The sequence below is a fragment of the Gammaproteobacteria bacterium genome (assembly GCA_013214945.1).
In the GTDB taxonomy this organism is placed as follows: Bacteria; Pseudomonadota; Gammaproteobacteria; order Enterobacterales; family Psychrobiaceae; genus Psychrobium.
The window spans coordinates 1-3,617 of sequence record JABSRT010000054.1; the positions used below are offsets into that span (position 1 = coordinate 1).

General features: G+C 39.2%; 8 protein-coding genes. 7 read left to right on the forward strand and 1 reads right to left on the reverse strand.

All coding sequences use genetic code 11. The annotated features are described in order from the left end of the window. Positions 1-75: 75 nt before the first annotated feature. The 7 genes from HRU23_20280 (at position 76) to HRU23_20310 (ending at position 3,186) form a co-directional block, all read left to right on the forward strand. A complete protein-coding gene (locus HRU23_20280; GenBank protein NRA56476.1) occupies positions 76-696 on the forward strand; it encodes a DUF3164 family protein in 621 nt (206 codons plus the stop codon). Between the two features lie 13 nt (positions 697-709). Then, positions 710-871 (forward strand): hypothetical protein, encoded by a 162-nt coding sequence (locus tag HRU23_20285; protein ID NRA56477.1) that lies wholly within the window; start codon positions 710-712, stop codon positions 869-871. Positions 872-882: 11 nt separating this feature from the next. Then, a complete protein-coding gene (gene csrA, locus HRU23_20290; GenBank protein NRA56478.1) occupies positions 883-1,065 on the forward strand; it encodes a carbon storage regulator CsrA in 183 nt (60 codons plus the stop codon). Between the two features lie 40 nt (positions 1,066-1,105). Further along, positions 1,106-1,522 carry a hypothetical protein gene (locus tag HRU23_20295; GenBank protein NRA56479.1) on the forward strand — a complete coding sequence of 139 codons (417 nt, stop codon included), beginning with the start codon at positions 1,106-1,108 and terminating at the stop codon, positions 1,520-1,522. 52 nt (positions 1,523-1,574) lie between these two features. Further along, complete coding sequence (locus tag HRU23_20300) at positions 1,575-1,868, forward strand: hypothetical protein (GenBank protein ID NRA56480.1); 294 nt, start codon at positions 1,575-1,577, stop codon at positions 1,866-1,868. 207 nt (positions 1,869-2,075) lie between these two features. Beyond that, the gene (locus HRU23_20305; protein ID NRA56481.1) at positions 2,076-2,729 is read left to right on the forward strand and encodes a regulatory protein GemA; all 654 of its coding nucleotides are present in this window, start codon (positions 2,076-2,078) and stop codon (positions 2,727-2,729) included. A gap of 118 nt (positions 2,730-2,847) precedes the next feature. Then, on the forward strand, positions 2,848-3,186 hold the full coding sequence (locus tag HRU23_20310; protein ID NRA56482.1) for a transcriptional regulator: 339 nt from the start codon (positions 2,848-2,850) through the stop codon (positions 3,184-3,186). On the opposite strand, the gene HRU23_20315 is transcribed toward HRU23_20310, so the two are convergent. Continuing rightward, entirely contained in the window at positions 3,178-3,510 is a 333-nt protein-coding gene (locus tag HRU23_20315) for a hypothetical protein (GenBank protein ID NRA56483.1), read from the reverse strand. The two genes, HRU23_20310 and HRU23_20315, sit on opposite strands and share 9 nt — an antisense overlap. Positions 3,511-3,617 lie beyond the last annotated feature (107 nt).

Below are 3,617 nucleotides of genomic sequence, written 5' to 3' on the forward strand. Positions count from 1 at the left end.
TTAGCTGATCTTGATGGATGTTATTGAATGATCTCCATCGATGTTATTAGGTGATCTCCATGGATGTTAATATGCATGAGTGAAGTAATAGCAATCCCAACAGGGTTTAAGAAAGATGCAAAAGGCAATTTAGTTGCCCTAAGTAACATCAAGGCGATTGACCTTGTACGTGACGAGTTAGTCGCCAGCTTGACGGAGTTAGCCATAAAGCAAAAGGCTGCGCTGGTAGCCTTTAAGAAGACCATGATGACAGAGGTAAAAACCTTTGTTGCGCTGTCTGCTGATGAATACAACGTCAAGTTGGGCGGTAAAAAAGGCAACATCACTCTGATGAATTTTGACAGTACCTTAAAAATTCAGTTAGCCGTTACCGAATTAATGCAATTTGACGAACGTCTGCAGGTTGCCAAGCAGCTGGTCGATGAATGCATTCACGCTTGGTCAGACGGTGCAAGTGACCGCATTCGCACGTTGGTTGAACATGCCTTTCAGGTGGATAAAGAGGGGCAGGTCTCTGCTGGTCGTATCTTAGGTTTACGCAAGCTCAATATGGAGGACGAGCGTTGGGACCGTGCTATGCAAGCTATCGCCGATTCTATCCAAGTCACCGACAGCAAAGAGTATATCCGTTTCTACCAGCGCCGTACTACTGACGATGCATGGCAAGCAATTTCACTTGATCTCGCCGCCTTATAATAAGGAGTTAATCATGCATAGACCCAATGAAGCGAGCCAATTCCATATCAATGTTAAGACTGCTTATCAAGAACAGATACGGCCGGAAAAGTCCAACGGTTCAGCAGTAGAAAGACGTCGAAGAATTGAAGAACTCGAAGAACAAAAACAATTAAACAAGCAAGACGAATTTTAAAAGGAAATAACATGCTGATTTTAACCCGCCGAGTCGGTGAACGTTTGATGATTGGTGATGACATTGTAGTCACCGTACTTGGTGTTAAAGGTAACCAAGTTCGCATTGGTGTTGATGCCCCTAGTGATGTAGCGGTTCACCGCGAAGAAATATATAACCGCATTAGTGTAGGAAAAACAGCTAAAGCATCGTAATTGATTGGGTCCGAGAGGCCCCAAACCAAAGGACTTAATAATGACTAACGTTGAAAAATCTAACAACAACTCTTGGGTATTCCATGAAACTAAGCCTCTAGCTGAAGGCAAGTATTTAGCACGTATGGATGATGACGATAACGAACCTATGACCGTTGAAATTACCGATGGCAAGGCAAAAGTTAACGGCAAAGATCGCATTTTTATTAATTATGAGTGGCAAATAGATAAGGCAACGGTCGATTTATACCACGTTAAAAATTTACCAACATCACAGGAACGCGCAAGGTATTTATTAGGCTTTGAAATTACAACATCAATTGAGTTCGTAGACTTAACCCCCGTGTTGAAAGCTTTTGTCGGGGATATAGGCTTGCCAATTCACAGTAAAGGTAAAGAAACCTCAAAAGATGTAATAGCCAAAGCAAAAGCGTGGCTGGAAGAAACAGCTGCCTAGTTACGATAAACATTAACAGGGCCGAAAGGCCCTTTTTTATTGAGGAATAATTATGATAATTAACGCAAACACTAAAATTGATGGAAAATTTAAAAGAAAACTGTTTTGTCTGTGCTCGTTAAATATTCAAAAAATGACTTGGCTATGGTTTGGAGTGACAATTTTTGCTGAGCTTATTTTTGCGTCTATTGAATTTATTATTTTGGGGGAAACTTTTCCTCATATATACAGCTCAGTATTTTTACTATTTATGAGTACTTCGTACTTCCATTACACAAATAAACTGGGTGAATTTCTACTAAGCCTCCACCTAAATGCCACAGCAGAAGAGAGCAATGATGAATAAAAATATTAAATTATCGCAAATAGAGCACACAATTACAGAAATGCTGAATGACATTAAGAAAGGCTTTCACATCGACGAATCGAGAGTCATTGCTGAGATAAATGGCGTCCAAGTCCAGATAAAAGTGACTAAAGACGAAGATGATTTTATATCAGTAAATAACAAACACAAGACTGCTGTTTTGTCATTATCTAACGAGGAAAAACTATGAAAGCTCAATTCAAACCCAAGTCCTGGTACATCCAACTAATCCATGTTGCCAAAGGCCAGCTGGCCATCGATGATCAAAGCTACCGCGCTAACTTGCAATCGATCACTGGCAAGACAAGCTGCAGCAACATGAATATATCTGAGCTATTTCAGATTCTTGAGTTCTTGAAGTCAAAAGGCTTCAAACCAAAGGCTAAGAAGAGCTACAGCCCTAAAACCAGCAATAAATCCACACACACCCAGCTCGATAAACTACGCCAACTTTGGATTCACATGAGTCACCAAGGCTTTTTAAATGACGGCTCAGAACAAGCTCTGGCTAAGTGGGCTGCAAACCAATCGAAGAGCCTTAATAAAGGTGAACCGATCACCAAATTAGAATGGCTCAAAGGAAACATGCTTCATACATTAATAGAGCAGCTAAAACGTTGGCACTTTAGACTATTAGAAAATGCACTGCCGCCTATATATAAATCGGTAATTGAATTGAACCAAGAAGATCTATTATCTAACAATCACAGCGAACGTATAATAGAGATGGTTCAAAACCTTAATGACAACCCCGTATATCAGACGATGAATGATGCTTACATTACCTGCCAGACGGTTATTAACGAGCATCAAGCTACTATTAATAAGGACTCGAAATAAAGTTTAAAAAAGGATAGGCTCCAGCTTATAAATCAGGAGCCTAGTCTTGAATAAATCCAAGGCTTACCCCAAACCATATTCACTAAAACGATGAATAAATATCAGAAGGGTAAATTATATGAGTTCAAGCGAGCGTTCTGCAGCACTATTAATGCAAATCATCATCCATATAGAATCTGAGTTACTTACCAAAGGTATCACTCAGGAAACAGCTGAAGAAATCGCTCGCGGTACTTGTGACAAACTACGTCATACATTTGGAGGCGAACAGTTCTACTTTCCAAAGGGCCGAGAGATAGAAGCCATTTTAACTCACCATCAAATCTACAAAAAGTTTAACGGCTTTAACCATGTCGAACTAGCCAGAGAATTCGACATGTCCATTCAAAATATTTACCGCATTATCAAGAAAGCATACAAGAAAGATGTTGACGAGTTACAACCAGATTTATTTTGATAAATTACTGAAAAAATCTTTAAGCCGTTTCTCTGAATCTATAGTTATACAATCGTAATCGTCAGTTATTTCACCCGTACTTCTATATTCTCTTTCCTTTATTAAGGCAGTGTTAGCAAGATTGATACACCAACTTTTAGCAGCCTCTAAATCTCGCCATTCCACACTAGTCAGATTACTAGAAAAGTTGATTTTAGAGTTGATGGAATCCCAGTTTTCCTTAATTGAAAGTACGTACTCATTTAACGTACTATTTGAAACAGGTTGCTTGTCTATCAAGCCCGTTCTAATCAATGTTAATGCATTATTTCTATCTATTGTCACAAGATTTATTCCATAGGTACAGACGCTACTCATTGTAGTGGTACAGTGAATTTGGCCACCTAACTAGAGGTGATATACTCACCTCATATTAATTTAGGTGACATTAT

Coding starts and splice junctions, on each gene's coding strand:
- HRU23_20280 (NRA56476.1), top strand. CDS start 76: ATGAGTGAAGTAATAGCAATCCCAACAGGGTTTAAGAAAGATGCAAAA.
- HRU23_20300 (NRA56480.1), top strand. CDS start 1,575: ATGATAATTAACGCAAACACTAAAATTGATGGAAAATTTAAAAGAAAA.
- HRU23_20305 (NRA56481.1), top strand. CDS start 2,076: ATGAAAGCTCAATTCAAACCCAAGTCCTGGTACATCCAACTAATCCAT.
- HRU23_20310 (NRA56482.1), top strand. CDS start 2,848: ATGAGTTCAAGCGAGCGTTCTGCAGCACTATTAATGCAAATCATCATC.
- csrA (NRA56478.1), top strand. CDS start 883: ATGCTGATTTTAACCCGCCGAGTCGGTGAACGTTTGATGATTGGTGAT.
- HRU23_20295 (NRA56479.1), top strand. CDS start 1,106: ATGACTAACGTTGAAAAATCTAACAACAACTCTTGGGTATTCCATGAA.
- HRU23_20285 (NRA56477.1), top strand. CDS start 710: ATGCATAGACCCAATGAAGCGAGCCAATTCCATATCAATGTTAAGACT.